The sequence below is a fragment of the Streptomyces sp. NPDC030820 genome (assembly GCF_055572075.1).
This window is the reverse complement of sequence record NZ_JBVIEB010000004.1, coordinates 350,459-367,818: the sequence shown is the minus strand read 5'-3', so window position 1 is coordinate 367,818 and position 17,360 is coordinate 350,459. Positions and strand designations below refer to the sequence as shown.

Sequence of the window (17,360 nt, the reverse complement as noted above, 5' to 3'; positions counted from 1 at the left end):
GCATGGCCGAAAACAGGGCATCAGGGAATGAAGAGGCCGAAGAGGCGGCAGAGACCTACGGGGAGGGTGTGCCGTGCTGGGTGGACGCCCAGCTCGCCGACGTCGAGGCGGGCAAGCGCTTCTACGGTGAGCTCTTCGGGTGGACCTTCCAGGACGCCTACGGCTCCTCGGTGTGGGCGCGACTGGAGGGGGAGCTCGTCGCCTCGCTCGCCCCCAAGATCGACGGCCGTATGCCCACCGTCTGGACGGTGTCCTTCGCCACCCCGGACGCCGAGGCCCTCGGCCGGCGGATCACCGCGGCCGGCGGGCAGGTGGTCATGGCCCCGTTCCCGGTGGGCGACCTCGGGGTCGCCGCGCTCGCCGCCGATCCCGAGGGCGCGGTGTTCGCGCTGTGGCAGCCGGGCCGCCACCGGGGTTTCGGGCGGCGGCACGAGCCCGGCACCTTCGTCTGGGCCCAGCTGTACACCCGGGACACCGCCGCCGCCAACGCCTTCTACGGCGGCCTCTTCCACGACGCCCTGTTCGGCACGTCCGAACCCGACTTCGGCCGTACGGAGGTCACCGACGTCTTCCCGGCCGAGATGCCCCCGCACTTCCTGACCCACTTCCGCGTCACCGAGCTGGACGACGCCCTCGGGGCCGTACAGCGGCTCGGCGGCCGGGTGCAGGCGCCACCCTTCGAGACGTCGTACGGACGAGTGGCCGTCGTCACCGACAATCAGGGGGCGTCGTTCGCACTGTTGCAGCGCTGACCCGTCCGCTTTGGGGTGATAGGTAGTGAGACACCCCGAATGTCACCGGGTTCGCAACCGGCCGCCCGGCCAGGAAGAATCTGGGGTGCGTGCCGCCAAGGCGGTGCGGTGGTGAGACGCTGCACTTCGGTCGCGTACATATGTGGGTGGCGCGGCTCGTACGGGGAGGTGGCAGGCAAGTGGTGGATCAGCTGACGCAGCACGATCCGCGGCGGATCGGGCCGTTCGAGGTGCTGGGCCGGCTGGGCGCCGGCGGCATGGGGCTGGTCTATCTCGCGCGCTCGGCGTCCGGTCGGCGCGTGGCGATCAAGACGGTGCGCACCGAGCTGGCCGAGGACCAGCTCTTCCGGGTGCGCTTCACCCGTGAGGTGGAGGCGGCCCGCGCGGTCTCCGGCTTCTACACGGCCGCCGTGGTCGACGCCGACCCGCGCGCCGCCGTGCCGTGGCTGGCGACCGCATACGTCCCGGCGCCCTCGCTGGAGGAGATAGTGAACGACTGCGGGCCGCTGCCGGCCCAGGCCGTGCGCTGGCTCGCCGCGGGAGTGGCGGAAGCCCTCCAGTCCATCCATGGCGCGGGGCTGGTCCACCGCGACCTCAAGCCGTCCAACGTGCTCGTCGTCGAGGACGGCCCCCGGGTGATCGACTTCGGCATCGCCTCCGGTGTCTCCAACACCCGGCTGACCATGACGAACGTCGCCGTCGGCACCCCCGCCTACATGTCCCCCGAGCAGGCCAAGGACTCCCGCAGCGTCACCGGAGCCAGCGACGTCTTCTCGCTCGGCTCCATGCTGGTCTTCGCGGCCACCGGCCACCCGCCCTTCCACGGCGCCAACCCGGTCGAGACCGTCTTCATGCTGCTGCGCGAGGGCCCGGACCTCACCGGCCTGCCCGACGAGCTGCGCCCGCTCATCGAGGTCTGCATGCAGATGGAGGCCTCCGCCCGGCCCACCCCGGCCGACCTCCAGGCCCAGCTCGCGCCCCATCTCTTCGGCTCCGGCTCCGACGACAGCGGCACCGCCTCCGCCTGGCTGCCCGAGAAGGCGGTCGCCCTCATCGAGGCCCGCCGCGGCGGCCGCCCCGCCGTCAAGCCCGCCCCGGTCACCACCGGCGGGCCCAGGAGCGGCGGCCGCGCGGCTGTACCTCCGCCGCCCTCGTACGATCCCCCGGCTCCCGTGCCCGTCGGCGCCCCCTCCGCCGTGCCCGACACCGGCCCGGTCCGGCTGGCCGGCGCCCAGGTGCCCATCGGCCCCGGCCCGCGCGTCGCCGACGCCCGCGCCGCCGCCGTCAAGGCACCCCCGCCGGAGGCCGGCCTGGTCGCCAGCTGGTCCCGCCCCCGCCCCGGCGTCACCGGCCCCGACCCGAACGTCCCGCCCCAGCCCCCGGAGACCGCGAGCGGCTGGCGGCCCTGGCGGTTCCGCATGTCCAACGAGGTCTGGGGCACCCCCTCGGTCGACGGCGACATGGTCTACGTCACCTCCTTCGAGGTGCACGCCCTGGACGTGGCCACCGGCCGGCGCCGCTTCAAGACGCGGGACGTCGCCTGGTCGATGTCCGTGGCCGACGGCCGTATCCATGCCTCCGACGGACCGACCCTGTTCGCCCTGGACGCCCGCGAGGGCACCGACCTGTGGCGGCTGTCCACGGACGCCTGGGTGTACTCCCTCAAGGCCGACCACGGCACGGTCGTCACCGGTACCCGTGGCGGCGGCGTCCAGGCCTGGGAGGCGTCGAACGGCCAGAAGCTGTGGGAGATCGCCGGCTGCCAGACCGACTTCGAGGCCCCGGAATCGGGCCCCCTCGTCCACGACGGCACGGTCTACGTCTGGCAGGACGCCCGGCTGCGCGCCCTGGAGGCCCGCACCGGTGAGGAGCGCTGGTCGTACCCGGTGGGCGACGCGGCCTCCTGCGGCGGTGTGCCGGTCCGCCTGACCCCCGCACCCGACGGTTACGTGTACGTCTCCGCCGGCACCCGCGTCCTCGCCGTCGAGGCGGCGAGCGGCATGGTCCGCTGGCACTTCGAGGCCCCCGCGGTCTTCCTCAGCCCGCCGGCCTTCGCCCCGGGCCCGGCGGTGACGGGCGGCGGCATCTACCTGGCGGACTACCTGGGCACCGTCTACGCCCTCGACGCCACCGACGGCCGTGACCGCTGGCGCATCGCGACGGAGGCACGTTCGTCGATCGAGCCGGTGCTGGTCGCCGCCGGGCACGTCCACGTGGGCAGCGGCAAGGGCCTGTACACCCTGGACGCGGTCACCGGCACGCCCAAGTGGCGCTTCCAGGCGGGCGGCGACGTGGTGGGAGCCCCCGCGGTCGCGGAGGGCCGTATCCACTTCGGCTCCACGGACCACCTGCTCTACACCCTGAAGTCCGACGACGGCCGACTGCGCTGGAAGCTGGCGACCGGCGGCGAGATCACCGGCTCCCCGGTGGTCAAGGACGGCGTGGTGTACGCGTGCAGCAAGGACCGGTGCGTGTACGCGCTGGACGCGGAGAAGGGGACGGGGACAGCCCGCACGGCGTGAGGGGTGATGAGGGTGTGCGACGGCCGTCGTACCGGTGTGTCACGGAAGGGCTCCGGACGGCGGCCGTCCCAGGGCTGACGCTACCCCGGGTGCGCGTTCCCCGCCATACGGTCACTCACCGTGTCCGCGGCTCGGTGCGGCCCCTGTTCCGGAACATCTCCGCCTGCCGTTCGGCGGGCAGATTGCCCAGGGCGATGAGCGGCGGGGCCTGGGCGAACGCCTGGGCCAGGGCCGCCTCCCGGGCCGCCCACAGTGCCCGCACGCTCCCCTGCACCGCCTCCGGCGGATACCCGGCGATGACGGAGGCACAGCGCACGGCGGCCGCCAACGCACCACCCTCCTCCGTGAGTTCCGACACGAGCCCGATCTCCCGGGCCCGCCGGGCGGAGATCCGCTCGGCGGTCCCCATGAGCGCCATCCGGGCCGCCTCCCCGTACGGCATCCGCGCGGCCATCAGCATCGACTCGTAGGCGCTGACCATGCCGTACGAGGTGTGCGGATCGAAGAAGACGGCCGTCGGGTCGGCGACCAGGAACTCGCACTCGCCCAGCAGATAGAAGGCACCCCCGCAGGCCAACCCGTGCACGGCGGCCACCACCGGCTTCCACAGGTCGTTGGCCTTCGGCCCGACGGTCAGCAGCGGATCGTCCAGCATGTACGGCGACGAGGGCTGCCGCACGACGACGTCCCGGTCGATCCCGGTACAGAACGCCCGCTGCCCGCCCCCGGTGAGCACGACGGCCCGCACGGAGTCGTCGAACCGCAACGCCCGCCAGACCGAACCGAGTTCGCGAGCCATGTCCAGGTCGATGGCGTTGAGCCGGTGCGGGCGGTCCAGGGTGACGACGGCGACCCCGCTGTCCTTGTCGGCGTCGACCCGTACGGCGCTCACGCGAGCACCCACTGCGGCAGCCCGCCGTCACCGAAGACGACGTGCACCCGGGCGCCGATCCTGAGGCTCTGTGAGCCCAGCGAGTTGAGTGGCGCGCCGGCGTGGGCGACCAGATTCCCGACCAGCCGGATCCGGGGCCAGTCCGCCAGCTCCACCACGACGACGTTGTACGGCGCCTGTTCGGCGTAGTCGGGAAGGAGGGGCGGATGCGGCACGACGTACGACCAGATCCGTCCACGTCCGCTGGTGAGCCGCCACTCGCTCGCGAAGGACTGGCAGTGCGGGCAGCAAGGGCGGGGCGGGAAGCGGGGTTCGTGGCAGTCGCCGCAGGCCTGGACGCGCAGTTCGCCCCGGGCCGCGTACTTCCAGAAGGGGGCGCCGTCGGTGTCGGTGACGGGAGTCAGCATCATCAGCTCCTGAGCAGCAGGGCGGAGGTGGGCACGCCCTCGCCGGCCGTGACCAGGCAGGTGGCGGCTCCGGGCACCTGGGCGGTGCTGGTCCCGCGCAGTTGCCTCACCCCTTCGTTGATGAGGTTGAAGCCATGGACGTAGGCCTCGGAGAGCCCGCCGCCGCTGGTGTTGAGGGGGAGCCGTCCGCCGATCTCCAGGGCACCCTGTTCGGTGAAGGCGCCCCCTTCGCCTCTCCCGCAGAAGCCGTAGCCCTCCAGGGAGAGCGGGATGAGCGGGGTGAACGCGTCGTAGATCTGCGCCACGTCGACGTCGTCGGGGGTGAGGTCGGCGTGCTTCCACAGGTGCCGGGCGGCGGTCCAGGAGGGACCGGTGAGGGGGTCGTCGTTCCAGTAGTTGACCATGCCGTGGTGCTGGGCGGGCAGCCCCTGGGCGGCGGAGTGGACGTACGCGGGCTTGGTACGGCAGTCCCGGGCACGCTCTTTGGACACGAGGACACAGGCCAGGGCCCCGTCCGTCTCCAGGCAGTTGTCGAAGAGACAGAGCGGCTCGCTGATCCATCGCGAGGTCATGTACATCTCGCGGGTCAGCGGCCGTTCGTACATCACGGCGGCCGGGTTCTGGTTGGCCCGGTTCCGGCAGGCGAGGGCGACGTTGAAGAGGTGGTCGCGGGTGGCGCCGTACTCGTGCATGTAGCGGCGGGTGAGCATGGCGATCTCGTCGGCGGGACGGAGGAGTCCGAAGGGCCGGGTCCACTGGGCGGGAGTGGGGAGCTGCACGGTGGTATTGGCCCATGGCCGAGCCCCGCTGCCCCGCTTCCGCGACCGCCAGGCGACCCCCACGGTGGCCTGCCCGGAGGCGATGGCGGCGGCGAGATGCGCAACGGTGGCACAGGAACCGCCGCCGCCGTACGGGGCTTTGCTGAAGAAGGTGAGATCCCCGAACCCGACGGCCTTGGCGAGCTCGACCTCGTCGGTCTCCTCCATGGTGTAGGAGGCGAGCCCGTCGACCTCACCGGGCGCGATCCCCGCGTCGTCGAGCGCGGCCAGCACGGCCCGGCAGGCGAGCGCCTTCTCGTCCTCCGGAAGGTGCTTGGCGAACGAGGTCTGCCCGATCCCGACGATGGCGGTGGCGTCCTTGAGCCCGGTAACTGCCATGGCGTTGCCCCCTCAGCCTACGGCCTGACAGGGCGTCAGATTACAGCTAATCTGACGGACAGTCAGCTACGCGGTACAGGGGGCCTGTGATGAGCGACTGGGACACCATCGACACCATCCCCGATCTGGTCCGGTGGTCGGCCGAGCGGTACGCGGACACGGAGGCGGTGGTCGAGGGCCGTACCAGGATCACGTACGCCGAACTGGGCGCCCGCGTCGAGCGTGCGGCGGCGGCCTGCCTGGCGAGCGGGGTGCGGGTGGGCGACCGAGTCGCGGTCTGGGCCCCCAACTCCCTGGACTGGATCACGGCCGCCCTGGGCGCGGTGACGGCGGGCGCGGTCCTCGTGCCGCTCAACACCCGCTTCAAGGGGACGGAGGCGGCGGACGTACTGCGCCGCAGCGGGGCGCGGCTGCTGTTCGTGACGGGCACGTTCCTGGGCGCGTCGTACGTGGCGAGCCTGCGTCGGGCGGCGGGGGAGGGGGTGCCGCACGGCCGGGGCCCGCTACCGGGCCTGCCCGAGCTGGAGGAGGTGGTGGTCCTGTCGGAGGACGCGCCACCGGACTTCCGCACGTGGAAGGACTTCCTGGCGGAAGGGGAGGGGGTGGACACGGCCGAAGTGGATGCGAGACGACGGGAGTTGGCCGACGTCGGCTCGGCACTGTCGGACATCGTCTACACGTCGGGTACGACGGGCCGCCCCAAGGGCGCGATGATCACACACACCCAAACCCTCCGGGCGTACGAGATCTGGTCGGACCTGGCGGGACTGCGGACAGGCGACCGCTACTTGATCATCAACCCCTTCTTCCACACCTTCGGCTACAAGGCCGGGGTGATCGCCTGCCTGATGCGCGGGGCGACGATGATCCCGCAGCCGGTGTTCAGCGTGGACACGGCACTGGCGAACATGGCCGCGGAGCGGATCTCGGTCCTGCCCGGCCCGCCCACCCTCCTGCAGTCGCTGCTGGACCACCCGTCGCGGGCGGCTTTTGACCTCTCGGCGCTACGCCTGGTGGTGACGGGAGCGGCGGTCGTGCCACTCCGTCTGGTGGAACGCCTGCGCGCCGAACTGGGCGTGGCCACGGTCCTCACCGCGTACGGCCTCTCGGAGGCGAGCGGCATCGTCACGATGTGCCGGCGCGGCGACGCCCCGTCGGTCATCGCCTCCACCTCCGGCCGGGCGATCCCGGGGACGGAGATACGGCTGGTGGACGCGAAGGGCACGCCGGTACGGCCCGGTGAGGCGGGCGAGATCCTGGTCCGTGGCTTCAACGTCATGCGCGGCTACCACGAGGACACGGCGGCGACGGCCGAGGCGATCACTCCGGACGGCTGGCTGCGCACGGGCGACGTGGGCGTCCTGGACGAGCTGGGCAACCTGCGCATCACGGACCGCATCAAGGACATGTTCATCGTGGGCGGCTTCAACGCGTACCCGGCGGAGATAGAGCAACTGCTGTCCCTCCACCCGGATGTGCGCGAGGCGGCCGTGATCGGCGTGCCGGACGCCCGACTGGGCGAGGTCGCCAAGGCGTTCGTGGTGCGCAGCCCGGGCTCGCTGCTGACCTCGGCCGACCTGATCGCCTGGTCCCGCCGGGAGATGGCGAACTACAAGGTGCCGAGGTCGGTGGAGTTCGTGCCGGAACTCCCACGGAACGCGAGCGGGAAGGTGGTGAAGGGGGTTTTGCGGGGGCGGGGGTGAGTTGCACTTCTGGTGCCGATCGGTTGCCGCGGGGCCGCCCGCTTCTTTGGCGGCGGGCGCCTTGCCGGGGTCGACCCTCGGGTCGGCTGCGTTCGCGTCCTGGGTTGCGGGTCGCGACCGCGCCTCGCCTGCACGCCGGGTGGGGTTGGCGGCGATCGGCCACCCCTGTGGATAACTCCGGCCGCCGACCTGGCTGAAGGCGAGATTGGCAGATCGGTTCCACCGGCGGACGCGCCGACCTGGGCAAACGCCACAGGGCCGTGGAACGGATCTGCCAATCTGCGCTTGAGTTGGTGCGGACGTACGTCGGCCGCGACGGCTCCCCCTCGGCGCCGTCGCGGCCGGTCCCCCGTGTGGGAGGTGGCTCAGCTGGGGTCGGACGTCACGTGGGTGTTGTCCGGAGTCACCGTGCCGTCGGCGGCCACCGCCGGGGCGTCCGTGACGTGGGTGTTGAGCGGCTGGACCGTCTCGTCCGCCGGGGCGTCCGTGACGTGCGTGTTGAGCGGCTGGACCGTTCCGCTCGCCGGCGCGTCGGTGACATGCGTGTTGTCCGGCTGGACAGTCGTGTTGTTGTCGGTGTTGCTCATGGTGCCTCCCCTGGTGGATCACTGTGGAACGTGAGGGCCCGCCCGGTCACTCCCCCGTGGGTGGCCGGACGGGCCACTCGGGCCGCCCAACCCTAATCCCCCGGTGTGGCGACCCTCACCGCGGTCCGTCTGCCCCCCGACGCGACGGATCGACAACCAGGAGAGTGTCCTGCCGCGATAAACGAACGATGAACGCCCCGGCAGAAGCTCAGGCGGCCGCCACCGGAGTCAGGAGCTTGCGGACCTCGTCGGCCTCCGGGGCGTTCAGGTGCTCGTAGATCTCCAGGGCTTCACGCCAGCAGACCTGGGCCCGGCCGGAGTGGCCGATGCCGTCCAGGGCTCTGCCCAGCACGGTCAGGACATGGCCACGGCGCCATTCGCCTCCGATGCCTCTAAGGACGGTGAGCGCCATCTCGGCGTTGCTCGCGGCCTGTGACGGCCTGCGCGCGTCCAGGTCGACCTCCGCGAGCCGGCACAGCGTCATTCCTTCCCACAGGCGTTGACGGCTGTCGCGGAAGACGCGCAGGGCCTCTTCCAACTGCTCGGCCGCGCTGTCGTGCTGGCCGGTCTTGCCGAGGGCCAGGCCGAAGGCGTACCGCCCGTTCGCTCCTCTGAGGGTGTGGCCGAGTTCCTGGTAGATGTCCGTTCCCTGACGGGCGAGGACGACCGCGGTGTCGGCGCGGTCCGTCGCAAGGTGCAGACGTGACAGGTTGCACAGGGCGGCCGCCGTGCCCGCGAGGTCGCCGCAGCTGCGGAACTTCTTGATGGCCTGGCTGAAATAGCCTTCGGCGTCCTCGTGCCGGTTCTGGTAGAACGCCGTGCTGCCGAGCACGTTCGCCGCCCAGCAGGAGGGCAGCGGATCGTGGGCCGCTTCAGCGAGCTGGAACGCCTCCAGCGCCTCGCGGTACGCCTGATCGAACACCCCGGAGAACAGCCGCGCATTGCTCAGGACGACCGAGGCCCTGCCCTCGGCACGCACATCGCCGACAGCCCGCGCGGCTGCCCTCAGTGCGGCCGCGGCCGCCTCGTACTCCCGTGAGTTGGCGCCGGATTCGGCAAGGTCGACGGACGCCCACAGCAGGTCGATCGCGCGCCGCAACGTGCTTCCATCGGCGGACTGCCGTACGCAGGCGAGCAGGCAGACCGCCTCCGCGTACAGCCAGTCCTGTGCGCCGTGCCGGTCCTCGAAGCTCAACCCCCGGTACGCGGTCGGCTCCAGGTGATCCACCAGCCGGTCCCCCGGCCGCTCCATCGCGTAGACCTGGGCCGCCGTAGCCAGGTAGAAGTCCAGCAACCGCGACATCGCCGTCTCCCGCTCGCTCGGCGGCTGCTCATCCCTCTCCGCGCAGGCACGCGCGTACAGCCGGACCAGGTCGTGGAAGCGGTAGCGACCGGGCGCCGCCGACTCCAGCAGCGACGTGTCCACCAGGGACTCGAGCAGGTCCTCCGTCTCCTCCAGGGGCAGGTCCAGGACCGCAGCCGCAGCCGCCAGCGAGATGTCCGGGCCGTCCGCGAGGCCCAGCAGGCGGAACGCCCGGGCCTGGGACGGCTCCAGCTGGCCGTACCCCAGCTCGAAAGTCGCCTTCACCGCCAGGTCCCCGGCCTGCAGCTCATCGAGCCGACGCCGCTCGTCCGCCAGCTTCGCCGCCAGCACCGAGACCGTCCATGTGCGCCGGGCGGCGAGGCGGGACGCGGCGATGCGGATCGCCAGCGGCAGGAAGCCGCATGCCGCCACCACGTCCAGCGCGGCCTCCCGTTCCGCCGCCACCCGTTCCTCGCCCACGATCTTCGTGAACAGGGCCAGCGCCTCGTCCGGGGACATCACGTCCAGGTCCACCAGGTGGGCGCCCGCGAGACCGACCATCCGCACCCGCGATGTCACCAGGGCCGCGCAGCCCTCCGTCCCCGGCAGCAGGGGGCGTACCTGGGCCGCGTCCTTGGCGTTGTCCAGCAGGACCAGGACCCGGCGGCCGTCCAGGACCGAGCGGTACAGGGCCGAGCGCTCCTCCAGGCTGTCCGGGATCGCCGAGTCCGCCGTGCCCAGGGCGCGCAGGAACGAGCCCAGGACCGTCTCCGGTTCCGCCGGGCGGGGGCCCGCGCCCTGGAGGTCCACGTACAGCTGGCCGTCCGGGAAGGCCGCGCGGGCCCGGTGGGCCACGTGCACCGCCAGCGTCGTCTTGCCCACGCCGCCGATGCCCGCCAGCGCCGACACCGCCATCACCCGGCCCCCGGCGTCCACCGACTCCGACGCCGAGGACAGCACCTCGCTCAGCTCGGCCACGAAAGACGCGCGGCCCGTGAAGTCCGGGACCGTCGCCGGCAACTGGGCCGGGCGGACCGGGACCACCGCCGGTTCGGTCGCCGGGGAGGACGGTTCCGCCAGGGCCGGGTCGGCCTGCAGGATGCGTTGCTGCAGCTCTCGCAGGCCGGGGCGGGGGTCCACGCCCAGCTCCTCGGCCAGCAGGCGGCGGGTGTCGGCGTAGACCGCCAGGGCCTCCGCCTGGCGGCCGCTGCGGTACAGGGCCAGCATCAGCAGCTCGCGCAACCGCTCACGCAGGGGGTACGCGGCCGTCAGCGCCGTCAGCTCCGAGACTGCCTCCGCGTGGCAGCCCTGCTCCAGGTCCATGTCCAGGCGGGACTCCACCAAACCCAGGCGCCATTCCTCCAGGCGGACCCGCTGGGTCTCGGCGTACGGGCCGGGGACGCCGGCCAGGACCTCGCCGTCCCACATACCGAGGGCCTGGTTCAGCAGGTCCCGGGCTCGGCACAGGTCGCCGGCGGCGCGTGCCTTCTCCGCCTCCGCCGCCAGGTCCTGGGCCGCGGTCAGATCCAGGGCGCCCTCGGCCGGCACCCGCACCGCGTAACCGCCGGACTCGCTGACCAGCACCCCGGGTGGCAGGACCTTGCGCAGGCGGGACGCGTACGTACGCACCGCCGCCAGCGCCTGCGACGGGGGCTCGGCGCCCCAGAGCGCGTCGATCAGCTCCGCCGCCGTCGCCGTACGGCCCTCGCGCAGCAGCAGGGCGGCCAGCAGGGCGCGCTGCTGGGGCGAGCCCATGCCGATCTGCTCCGCGCCGCGCCAGGCCCGTACCGGACCGAGCACGCCGAACCGCAGCGCCTCCGGCTCCGTGACGGTCACGGAGCCGGGACGCCGCTGCTCAGGCACTCGCGGCCCACCGTCCATGCGTTCGTCCCCCTCGGCATCACGAACAACCCCGTCAGTTTGCCTTGTTCCGGGCGGTTGCGTCAGCCGTGGGAGACACCGATCACAGGGCGGCGTAGCGCAGCACACAAACCCCTCACACCCTCTTCGCAAGCGCCCGGCCCGAGCACACTAGCTGACGGATCGTCAGATCGGCGCTACCGTGAGAGCCATGGAGACCACACAGTTCCCGCTGATCATCTCCGTCGACGACCACACCGTCGAGCCCGCCCGCGTCTGGCAGGACCGGCTGCCGAGGAAGTACCGGGACGTCGGGCCCCGGATCGTGCGTGCCCCGCTGAAGGAGATGACCTTCCTGGGCGGGCGTTTCAAACCCGTCATGGGCGAACCCGGCAGCACCGAAGGGCCTCTCGGCGACTGGTGGGTCTATGAAGATCTGCGGCGGCCCCTCACCCGGCTCGACACCGCCGTGGGGTACAGCAGGGACGAGGTCAAGCTGGAAGTCATCACGTACGAGCAGATGCGGGTCGGGTCGTACGACGTGGCCGCCCGGCTCGCCGACATGGACGTCAACCATGTGCAGTCCGCCCTGTGCTTCCCCACCTTCCCCCGCTTCTGCGGGCAGACCTTCACCGAGGCCGCCGACAAGGAACTCGCCCTGCTGTGCGTGCGCGCCTACAACGACTGGATGGTGGAGGAGTGGTGCGGGGCCGAGGCGCACGGGCGGCTCATACCGCTCACCCTCATACCCCTGTGGGACGCCGAGCTGGCCGCCGCGGAGGTGCGGCGCAACGCCCGAAGAGGAGTGCGGGCCGTCGCCTTCTCCGAGATACCCCCGCACCTCGGGCTGCCGTCCGTCCACACCGACGACTGGGACCCCTTCCTCGCCGCCTGCGACGAGACCGGCACGGTCGTCGCCATGCACATCGGCTCCAGCAGCCGTATGCCCTCCACCTCCGCCGACGCCCCGCCCGCCGTCGGCTCCACCATCACCTTCGCCAACTGCTGCTTCTCGATGGTGGACTGGCTGATGAGCGGCAAGTTCGAGCGGTTCCCGCGGCTCAAGGTCATGTATGCGGAAGGGCAGATCGGGTGGATTCCGTACATCCTTGAGCGCGCCGATGTGGTGTGGCAGGAGAACCGGGGGTGGGGCGGGGTCGCCGACAAGGTCACCCGGCCGCCGTCCGAGCTGTTCGCCGAGCACGTCTACGGCTGCTTCTTCGACGACGCCTTCGGGCTCAGGAACCTGGGCGCCATCGGGGTCGGCAACGTCCTGTACGAGACCGACTACCCGCACTCCGACTCCACCTGGCCCAAGTCCCGCGAGGTCGGTGAGGCGCAGATGGGGCACCTGCCGGCGGACGTGGTCGAGCGGATCGTCCGGGGGAACGCCATCGAGCTGCTGGGGCTGACGGAGGACGGGCTGTGGCCCCGGGGCGGCGCCGGTTAACGAACCGGTAACTCCCGCCGTCTTCCAGGGCAACCCTGCAGCCGCCAGCGGAGTCGTACCGGCGGCGGAGTGAGGATCTTGACTCCTTCGTTGGGCAACTGCTCTTTCACCGCGGGAGTTGGGTTCCATATGAGCAAGCGCAGGTTTCGTTCTCGCCTCGGACTCGTGGCCGCCGTGGCCGTCGCCGGAGCCGTTGTCGGCCCGGTGAGCGCGCACGCGGCCGGTACGGGCAGTGCCGGGGCACAGAGCGTGCGTGCCGACTTCAACGGCGACGGGTACGAGGACCTCGCCGTCGCCGCCTCGTGGGGCATGGTCGGCGGGCACGGCCGTGCGGGGTACGTGAGCGTCGTGTACGGCTCCTCGACGGGGCTGAACACCACGCACCGGCAGATCATCAGCCAGGACACGGCCGGCATACCCGGCGCCGCCGAGACCGACGACTGGTTCGGCTGGGGCCTGGCCCGCGGCGACCTGGACGGCGACGGGTACACGGACCTGATCGTCGGCGCGAGCGGCGAGGACGTCGGGTCCGTATCGGAGGCGGGCACCGTGACCGTCGTCTGGGGCGGGAAGACGGGGCTGTCCGGCGGCAAGGTCGTGGCGACCGGCACCATGCTCGACCGGGTCCAGCCCCGGCACATCGCCGTCGGCGACTACAACGGCGACGGTCACCTCGACGTGGCCACGGACAACCACCTGCTGACCGGTCCGTTCACCCGCACCGCCGGTGCCGCAGGGTCCGGGGACCTCTCCTTCGAGACCGACCTCGGCTCTGACACCGGCTACGACATCGACGACATCGCCGCCGGGGACGTCGACCACGACGGCACCACCGACCTCGTCGCGCTCATCCACAGCTACGACGAGGAGGGACCGGGCATCGGCTACCGCGTCGCCTACCTCCACGGCACCGGGCAGGGTCTGAGCGCCCCGGTCGCCCTGAAGCAGGCCGACGGCACCAACGTGCCCGGCGGCTCCAGCCTCGGCATCGGTGACGTGAACAAGGACGGGTACGCCGACCTCGTCATCGGGCGCCCCGTCGACGGCCACGGTGCGGACTCCACCGACCCGGCGCTCCTCGGCGGGCAGGTCGGCGTGGTGTACGGCTCGGCCGCCGGGCCCGACACCTCCCGTACGACGGTGATCAATCAGAACACGGCGGGCGTGCCCGGAGTGTCCGAGTACGGCGACCGCTTCGGCTTGGGCATCTCCGTCGCGGACGTCAACGGCGACGGTTACGCGGACGTCGCCGTCGGCTCCCCGTATGAGGACTTGGGCACGGTCGACTCGGCGGGCGCCGTGGCCGTGCTGCGCGGCGGCGCGTCCGGCCTCACCGGCAGCGATGCCGTGTCCTTCAACCAGAACACCACGGGTGTGCCCGGTACCGCCGAGCAGAACGACCTCTTCGGCGCGTACACCGCGCTGGCCGACACCAACCACGACGGCCGCGCCGAGCTGTACGTCTCCGCGTACGGCGAGAACACCTACGACGGCGCCGTCTGGGCCTTCCGCTCCACCAGTACCGGCCCGACCGCCTCCGGCTCGGTCTCCTTCGGGCCCGCCAACCTCGGCGCACCCGTCACCGACGCCCGGTTCGGCAACGGCTTCGCCCGCTGACGCACCCCACGGGCCCTCTCCCGAGCAACAGCCCCGGCGGACCTGTTCCGCCGGGGCTGCCTCTTGTCTGACGTGGCGTCAGCCGCGACGATGTGCGAGTCGCATCCGATCTGACGGATCGTCAGGCAATGATCGTCGCGCAGCGATCCGTCAGTCAGACAAGGGGGTCGTCGTGCCCGTCCCGTCCGAGGAGCGCCTCTCCTACGGCATCCAGCTCCCCGTCCAGTCCCAGAGCACCCTCTACGCGGAACCCTGGGAAGCCGCCGCCGGCCCCGCCGACCTCGTCGAGATCGCCCGCGCCGCCGACCGCGCCGGCTACGCCTACGTCGCCGCCTGCGACCACGTCGCCATCCCGCGCCGCCTCGCGCCCGCGATGAGCACGGTCTGGTACGACCCCGTCGCCACCCTCGCCCATCTTGCCGCCGTCACCGAGCGCGTCCGGCTGCTCAGCCATGTCGCGATCGTCGGACTCCGGCATCCGCTGGTCACCGCCAAGCAGTACGCCACCTTGGACCATCTTGCGAGCGGCCGCCTGATCCTCGGTGTCGGCGCCGGGCATGTGCGGGAGGAGTTCGAGGCGCTGGGGGTGGACTTCGAGCGGCGCGGACCGCTGCTCGACGAGTCGGTCGACGCGCTCCGTGCGGCCCTGGGCCCGGAGGAATACCCCGAGCACCACGGCAAGGCGTACGACTTCGAAGGGCTCGGACAGCGGCCCCGGCCCGTCCAGGCCCACGTCCCCCTCTGGGTCGGCGGGTCCTCGCCCGCCGCCGTGCGCCGGGCCGCCCTCAAGGGGGACGGCTGGCTGCCGCAGGGGGATCCGCGGGACCGGCTGCCCGCGCAGATCGCCCGGATCCGGGAGCTGCGGGAGCGGGCGGGCATCGAGGCGGCCTTCACCGTCGGCGCCATCACCGAGCCCCTCTACCTCGGCCGGCCCTCCTGGGACGTCGGCCGCCGCACCCTCACCGGTGCCCCGGACGCCCTCGCCCAGTCGCTGCGGGCCTATCGGGCGATGGGCGTGCACCAGATCCAGGTGCGGTTCCGCTGCCGGAGCCGGGCCGAACTCACCGACCAGATCACCGCCTTCGGGGAGCAGGTCGCTCCCCACCTCGACTAAGGAGTGTCATGGGCAAGCTGGACGGACGCGTCGTCGTCGTCACGGGCGCGGCGCGTGGACAGGGTGAGCAGGAGGCGCGGCTGTTCGCCGAGGAGGGCGCGAGGGTCGTCGTAGCCGATGTGCTCGACGACCAGGGCGAGGTCCTCGCCAAGCGGCTGGGCGCGCTCTACGTCCACCTCGACGTGGGCAGGGAGGCCGACTGGGCCGGCGCCGTGGCGGCGGTCAAGCGGACGTACGGCCGTATCGACGGGCTCGTCAACAACGCCGGCATCCTGCGGTTCAACTCCCTCGTGGACACGCCCCTCGACGAGTTCATGCAGGTCGTGCAGGTCAATCAGGTCGGCTGCTTCCTCGGTATGAAGACCGTCGCGCCCGAGATGGCCGACGGGGGCACGATCGTCAACACCGCCTCGTACACCGCGCTGACCGGGATGGCCGCCGTGGGGGCGTACGCGGCGACCAAGCACGCCGTCCTCGGGCTCACCCGGGTCGCCGCCCTGGAACTGGCGGCCCGGCGGATCCGGGTCAACGCCATCTGTCCGGGCGCCATCGACACCGCGATGTCGAACCCGGCCCGGCTGGACCCGGACGCCGACCCGGAGGAGATGAGCCGGGCCCTGGACGAGCTGTACCGCAAGCTCGTGCCGCTCGGACGGGTCGGGCAGCCGGAGGAGGTGGCCCGGCTCGCCCTGTTCCTCACCTCGAACGACTCCTCGTACATCACCGGGCAGCCGTTCGTGATCGACGGGGGATGGCTGGCGGGGGTCAGCATCATCTGACTGACCGTCAGCTATTGACGGTCCTTGCGGCCGGTGCGACAGTCGGCCGACAGGCAGAACTGACGATGCGTCAGATACGTGGAGGACGGTGAACCGCCGTGGAATTCGGGCTCTTTGTACAGGGATACGTGGGCAAGCGCGCCGAGACCGACCCGCTGGCCGAGCACAAGGCGCTGATGGAGGAGACCGAGTACGTCATCCAGGCGGACAAGTCCGGCTTCAAGTACGCGTGGGCCTCCGAGCACCACTTCCTGGAGGAGTACTCGCACCTGTCCGCCAACGATGTGTTCCTGGGGTATCTGGCGCACGCGACGGAGCGGATCCATCTGGGCTCGGGCATCTTCAACCCCCTCGCCCAGGTCAACCATCCGGTGAAGGTCGCCGAGAAGGTGGCCATGCTGGACCACCTCAGCGAGGGGCGCTTCGAGTTCGGCAGCGGGCGGGGGGCCGGCAGCCACGAGATCCTCGGCTTCCTGCCCGGCATCACCGACATGAACCACACCAAGGAGATCTGGGAGGAGACCATCGCCGAGTTCCCGAAGATGTGGCTCCAGGACGAGTACGCCGGCTTCCAGGGCAAGCACTGGCAGCTGCCGCCGCGGAAGGTGCTGCCGAAGCCGTACGGGAAGTCGCACCCGGCGATGTGGTACGCGGCCGGCTCCCCGCCGTCGTACGCCATGGCCGCGAAGAAGGGGCTCGGCGTGCTCGGGTTCAGCATCCAGAAGGTGTCCGACATGGAGTGGGTGCTGGAGCAGTACAAGACGGCGGTCGTGAACGCGGAACCCGTCGGGGATTTCGTGAACGACAACGTGATGGTGACGACGACCGCGATCTGTGCGCCCACGCATGCCGAGGCGATCGACATCGCCGTGCACGGGGGGCTGCACTATCTGCCCTCGCTCGTCTTCCGGTACCACGACACCTTCCCGCGGCCCGAGGGCTTCCCCGTGTGGCCGGAGACGCTGCCCGAGTACACGCCGGAGTTCGTGGAGCTGCTCGTGGAGGAGGAGCTGCTCATCTGCGGTGACCCCGACGAGGTGCTGCGGCAGTGCAAGCGGTGGGAGCAGGCGGGCGCCGACCAGCTGAGCTTCGGGCTGCCGGTGGGGGTGCCGAAGGAGGAGACGCTGCAGACGATCCGGCTGATCGGGGAGCACGTGATTCCCAAGATCGACACGGATCCGGTGCATCGGACGAGCCGGTTCCGTCAGGCCGTCTGA

13 protein-coding genes are annotated in these 17,360 nt (G+C 71.6%); 8 read left to right on the top strand and 5 right to left on the bottom strand.

Annotated elements, in window-relative coordinates:
* Positions 1-2 precede the first annotated feature (2 nt).
* Together kbpA and afsK are read left to right on the top strand one after the other, a co-directional pair.
* The gene (kbpA, locus tag ACZ418_RS13480) at positions 3-752 is read left to right on the top strand and encodes an AfsK-binding protein KbpA (RefSeq protein WP_468361687.1); all 750 of its coding nucleotides are present in this window, start codon (positions 3-5) and stop codon (positions 750-752) included.
* A gap of 179 nt (positions 753-931) precedes the next feature.
* Complete coding sequence (gene afsK / locus ACZ418_RS13475; protein WP_468361684.1) at positions 932-3,274, top strand: protein serine/threonine kinase AfsK; 2,343 nt, start codon at positions 932-934, stop codon at positions 3,272-3,274.
* 115 nt (positions 3,275-3,389) lie between these two features.
* Here the strand turns inward: afsK and ACZ418_RS13470 are convergent, their stop codons facing one another.
* Genes ACZ418_RS13470 through ACZ418_RS13460 form a run of 3 tightly spaced genes read right to left on the bottom strand, consistent with a single transcriptional unit; the run spans position 3,390 to position 5,730 of the window.
* On the bottom strand, positions 3,390-4,166 hold the full coding sequence (locus tag ACZ418_RS13470) for an enoyl-CoA hydratase/isomerase family protein (RefSeq protein ID WP_468361681.1): 777 nt from the start codon (positions 4,164-4,166) through the stop codon (positions 3,390-3,392).
* On the bottom strand, positions 4,163-4,573 hold the full coding sequence (locus tag ACZ418_RS13465; RefSeq protein ID WP_468362325.1) for a Zn-ribbon domain-containing OB-fold protein: 411 nt from the start codon (positions 4,571-4,573) through the stop codon (positions 4,163-4,165). The genes ACZ418_RS13470 and ACZ418_RS13465 overlap by 4 nt, the downstream gene beginning before the upstream one ends.
* A 2-nt stretch (positions 4,574-4,575) precedes the next feature.
* Positions 4,576-5,730, bottom strand: a complete 1,155-nt coding sequence (locus tag ACZ418_RS13460) for a lipid-transfer protein (RefSeq protein WP_468361678.1) — start codon at positions 5,728-5,730, stop codon at positions 4,576-4,578.
* 89 nt (positions 5,731-5,819) lie between these two features.
* Here ACZ418_RS13460 and ACZ418_RS13455 point away from each other — a divergent pair, with 89 nt between their 5' ends.
* Positions 5,820-7,433, top strand: coding sequence for a FadD3 family acyl-CoA ligase (locus ACZ418_RS13455; RefSeq protein ID WP_468361675.1), 1,614 nt, complete (start codon positions 5,820-5,822; stop codon positions 7,431-7,433).
* Between the two features lie 365 nt (positions 7,434-7,798).
* Here the strand turns inward: ACZ418_RS13455 and ACZ418_RS13450 are convergent, their stop codons facing one another.
* Both ACZ418_RS13450 and afsR read right to left on the bottom strand, forming a co-directional pair.
* On the bottom strand, positions 7,799-8,020 hold the full coding sequence (locus ACZ418_RS13450) for a hypothetical protein (protein ID WP_468361672.1): 222 nt from the start codon (positions 8,018-8,020) through the stop codon (positions 7,799-7,801).
* A gap of 208 nt (positions 8,021-8,228) precedes the next feature.
* Positions 8,229-11,204, bottom strand: coding sequence for an SARP-family global regulator AfsR (gene afsR, locus ACZ418_RS13445; RefSeq protein WP_468361670.1), 2,976 nt, complete (start codon positions 11,202-11,204; stop codon positions 8,229-8,231).
* A gap of 190 nt (positions 11,205-11,394) precedes the next feature.
* Here afsR and ACZ418_RS13440 point away from each other — a divergent pair, with 190 nt between their 5' ends.
* The 5 genes from ACZ418_RS13440 to ACZ418_RS13420 all read left to right on the top strand — a co-directional run bounded on the left by ACZ418_RS13440 (position 11,395) and on the right by ACZ418_RS13420 (position 17,360).
* Positions 11,395-12,633 (top strand): amidohydrolase family protein, encoded by a 1,239-nt coding sequence (locus ACZ418_RS13440; protein ID WP_468361668.1) that lies wholly within the window; start codon positions 11,395-11,397, stop codon positions 12,631-12,633.
* Between the two features lie 129 nt (positions 12,634-12,762).
* On the top strand, positions 12,763-14,250 hold the full coding sequence (locus ACZ418_RS13435) for an FG-GAP and VCBS repeat-containing protein (protein WP_468361665.1): 1,488 nt from the start codon (positions 12,763-12,765) through the stop codon (positions 14,248-14,250).
* Positions 14,251-14,422: 172 nt separating this feature from the next.
* Positions 14,423-15,364 carry an LLM class F420-dependent oxidoreductase gene (locus ACZ418_RS13430; protein WP_468361662.1) on the top strand — a complete coding sequence of 314 codons (942 nt, stop codon included), beginning with the start codon at positions 14,423-14,425 and terminating at the stop codon, positions 15,362-15,364.
* Positions 15,365-15,372: 8 nt separating this feature from the next.
* Positions 15,373-16,143: an SDR family NAD(P)-dependent oxidoreductase gene (locus ACZ418_RS13425; RefSeq protein ID WP_468361659.1), complete on the top strand. Its 771-nt coding sequence runs from the start codon at positions 15,373-15,375 to the stop codon at positions 16,141-16,143.
* Positions 16,144-16,241: 98 nt separating this feature from the next.
* Positions 16,242-17,360, top strand: coding sequence for an LLM class flavin-dependent oxidoreductase (locus tag ACZ418_RS13420; RefSeq protein WP_468361656.1), 1,119 nt, complete (start codon positions 16,242-16,244; stop codon positions 17,358-17,360).